Source organism: Micrococcales bacterium, from assembly GCA_009784895.1.
Lineage (GTDB): Bacteria > Actinomycetota > Actinomycetes > Actinomycetales > WQXJ01 > WQXJ01.
The window spans coordinates 1-3439 of record WQXJ01000095.1; the positions used below are offsets into that span (position 1 = coordinate 1).

Sequence of the window (3439 nt, forward strand, 5' to 3'; positions counted from 1 at the left end):
CTAGCAGCTGATGTTGCCAGGCATCCACCCAGCCCGGTAGCCGCCACTCGAAGTAAACCCACAGGCCAGGCCCCGAAAACCCGCCACCCGACCACACTCAACCAAACGTAACCTCAGACGCGAAGCCGCGCTGATGGCCGGTGACCTTTCGGCCCGGCCCGGCGAGAGCCCCAGGAAAAATGGCAAGTTTGCTGGGGTTTTCGCCAAGGTGTTGGCCCAGCCGGATGTCCTAGTGGCCAGTGGCGACCAGATCGGGCCACTGACCGCCGTCGCCACTCCGGGGCATAGCCCTGGGCATCTGTGTTATTGGCACGAAGCCACTGGGACGCTATTTGCCGGGGACGCCTTCCAGACTTGTGGTGGCCCGGCGGTGGCTGGCGATACCCGCTGGCGGTTCCCGTTCGTGGCCATGGGTACCTGGGACAAGGCGCTGGCCGCGGCCAGCGCCCGGCGGGTCGCGGACTTGCCTATCCGCCAACTGGCCCCGGCCCACGGTTGGGTTATGACCAACGCTAACGAAGCACTCGAAGGCATCATCACCAGGGCCGAACAAGCCCTTGCCACCAAGGGCTAACCTCCAAGCGGACCTGACAGGGGCCTTCTTGGCAGCCCGGTGCCCGCGCCTCGAATGGCAAGTGGCGCGTTGATAGTCCGGTTAGAGACAGCTATGGCGAGAAGCTAGTTAGCCTCCGGCTGTTTCGGGGCAGTCGGGTCAGCCAGTAGGTCTGCCGCAGTGACGCCCAGTACTTCGGCAATGTCGCCCAGCCGGTCGGCCAAGATGCTTCTTTGTCCCCACTCAAGGGTAATCAGCATGTTCCTTGAAACGCCTGCCTCAAGCGACAGAGCCTCTTGAGTCAGCCCTCGTTCTTGACGAACCTGGCGGATATTCCGTCCGAGGGTCTTGCGCCTTGCAGCCCAGACCGCAGCGCGATCTGGGTCATGGTCGCGCGAAATGGGCACCTACCCATGTTCTGGCAGCTCTACTCTTTCGTCTGCCCAGCTAGCAGTACACTACCGAGTGGGATCGCCGTTTCCGAGAGACATGGATGGAACTGCAATGAAACAGGGATCGTTGCCAGAGAACGCCGGTGCGCGATATTGCTTGCGCTGCGGGGCCGGCCACATTGCCGGAGGCGGTTACTGCGCCAACTGTGGTAGTCCGGTTTCGGCAGTGCCCACTGCGACAATGGCGCAGCCACCACGGTCAAGACCGAAACACCTGACTCTGTGGTTGTCAATTGGCGGAGGCGTCATTGTGGTGGCGCTGGCTCTCGGGATTGGCCTACCAAGGCTGATCAGTTCTACGGCCTCCAAGACCGTTGAACAGTTTGTGCAGGGAACCTGGCAGTGCCACTGGGAGACGATGTACGAGGATTCCGTTCAAGATAATGGTGACTTCACATTGTCGGTTTCGAAGGATAAGTGGGAGGTATCCCAAGCGAGTGGGGCCAATCCCATTCGGCTAGAGCAGGACAAGCTTGATGCTGATGTCGATGATGTCGTGCCTGTGTCCGGTTCCTGGAGGTATCAGGGCGGGAACTTGCTAGTGGATGTGCCGACGGATGACGACTACATTGCTCGCCTGATGCCCATTATGGGCGTCGGATTACCTGCTGGTGAGCTAATGGATACAGGCACTATTGCGTTCAAGTGGGGCGCAATGCTTGGGACCGAACAGGGTGATCGTTACGCCCACACAGTGAGTCTTTACTATTCCGGGCCAACGGTGAGTATTCGGGCTAGGGCCGAGGCTGGCGAGGCCTATGACCAAGAATACCCGGCGAATGTTGACTGCACCCGCTCCGAGTAATCGACTGTCAGTACTTGCGCCGGAGCAAACGACCAGCAACGCCGCCTGCCAATGCCGGAAACAAAGCACCGCTGTTCGAGTCCGAACAACGCCCGTGGAGCGGATCGGACTCGAACCGACGACGCGCCATCGAGGCTGTTTTGGCGCTGGAACAGGAGGTTCTTGGCGGTGCCGGAGGCTGAACCATCATGCCTGCCTCGTGCGCAGTATGCGTGTTACGCGTTGACGTGAGACGAACCATGCTTCCAAGTCAGGATTAATCGCTGCCAGTACCCAGCGCATGCCGTTGAGTTCCTTCCGAATCAGGCCAGCGCTGAGCAGCGGTTCGAGGTGCGCGACACGGTTGCGCAGCCGGTAGGCACCATCGACCCGAGCGACGAGCCCGGCCGGTGGACCATCAAGGTTTGGGAACGCCGCGTGCAGCGCATCAGCCCATAGCCGTCGTCTGCCGGGGTCGCGGTCCGGCAACAAGTATCGCCAGGTGCCGAACGAGAGTTGAGCTACAACGTCGGGATGGGTGACCGTCCGCCCGGCATTGCCTCGGTGCGCGATCCGAGCCTGCTCGGTGGCACGGGCGATGTTCTCACCCACGAGACGCCTCAACAGTCGAGCCGGATCAAGCAACCATTCCGGCTCGTGCCGTCGCCCGGCAGTTTGATCCGTCTGGGACGCGTTCCACTCCGACAAACAGCAGTCGATCCCGTTGCGCAGGAACACTTCGAATACATGTAAGGTCTCGTAAACTGCGCCGGACAGGTCAATGTTCCACTGATACAGGCGCAACGCTTCGCGATTGTTACCGCCTGCAACTGCTAGGTAAGGCTCGAGCCTCGGAGCGCTGATCGCGCCAACGACTGCTCGGGTCCGCTGGTCAAGGCTCTCCGGTTTGATCACGGTGTAAACTCTATTGTGTAAGCGGAGGCAGGTCTCTCCGTTACACATCTGCTGAAGGTCCGGCGGTTTTCACCGCCCGGGCCTTCAGACGTTTCTGACCTGGCGCCACGCCCATGCGTCGCCCCAACCACCGGGCGTCCTCGCAGTTGGGGTACAAGTTCAGTCGCCGCTCGGCGTTGGGGTCGCTCAACCAACCGTCAACCACGAAAAAGCCAGGTTTGCCAAACACATGACGCCTGACAAGGGTTCCCGTGTGCCTACTCGGGTGGAGCTGATCGGACTCGAACCGACGACCCTCTGCTTGCAAAGCAGATGCGCTACCAACTGCGCCACAGCCCCGAGTGAGTGAATGGCAGGCACCGAGTTTACTCGAGTGCCTGACCTGAGCGAGCGAGGCGGCTGTTGACGAAGCCCAAAGGGCTGAGGAACACAGCCGAGTGAATGGCAGGCACCGAGTTTACTCGACTGCCTGACCTGAGCGAGCGAGGCGGCTGTTGACGAAGCCCAAAGGGCTGATCGAGTTGGTACCTAAGTTTCCCGCCTTAGTCACACCCCACGTCCGACCAGGTGGAAGGAATCCCTAGTCTTGTCTACACGGTTTGCAGATCGGCGGGCTTCTGGTCTGCCTGGCGCCCAGGAATCCCGTCTTTCGGGTGGTGGGGTGTGGGTTTTCGGTGGTTTAGCTGGTGTTCAACCTGAACTAGTGGCGGCGTGGCGTGTCGCTAGCGGCTGCTA

Annotated in this window: 4 protein-coding genes and 1 tRNA gene; 2 read left to right on the top strand and 3 right to left on the bottom strand. The window is 60.8% G+C overall.

Going from position 1 to position 3439, the window contains the following annotated elements; translation table 11 throughout:
* Positions 1-133 precede the first annotated feature (133 nt).
* Entirely contained in the window at positions 134-574 is a 441-nt protein-coding gene (locus FWD29_10005; protein ID MCL2804262.1) for an MBL fold metallo-hydrolase, read from the top strand.
* Between the two features lie 104 nt (positions 575-678).
* On the opposite strand, the gene FWD29_10010 is transcribed toward FWD29_10005, so the two are convergent.
* Positions 679-960, bottom strand: coding sequence for a helix-turn-helix domain-containing protein (locus tag FWD29_10010; GenBank protein ID MCL2804263.1), 282 nt, complete (start codon positions 958-960; stop codon positions 679-681).
* 271 nt (positions 961-1231) lie between these two features.
* Here FWD29_10010 and FWD29_10015 point away from each other — a divergent pair, with 271 nt between their 5' ends.
* On the top strand, positions 1232-1810 hold the full coding sequence (locus tag FWD29_10015; GenBank protein MCL2804264.1) for a hypothetical protein: 579 nt from the start codon (positions 1232-1234) through the stop codon (positions 1808-1810).
* A gap of 186 nt (positions 1811-1996) precedes the next feature.
* Here FWD29_10015 and FWD29_10020 read toward each other — a convergent pair whose 3' ends face one another.
* Both FWD29_10020 and FWD29_10025 read right to left on the bottom strand, forming a co-directional pair.
* Positions 1997-2704, bottom strand: coding sequence for a hypothetical protein (locus FWD29_10020; protein ID MCL2804265.1), 708 nt, complete (start codon positions 2702-2704; stop codon positions 1997-1999).
* Positions 2705-2970: 266 nt separating this feature from the next.
* A tRNA-Ala gene (locus FWD29_10025) sits at positions 2971-3043 on the bottom strand.
* Positions 3044-3439: the final 396 nt, after the last annotated feature.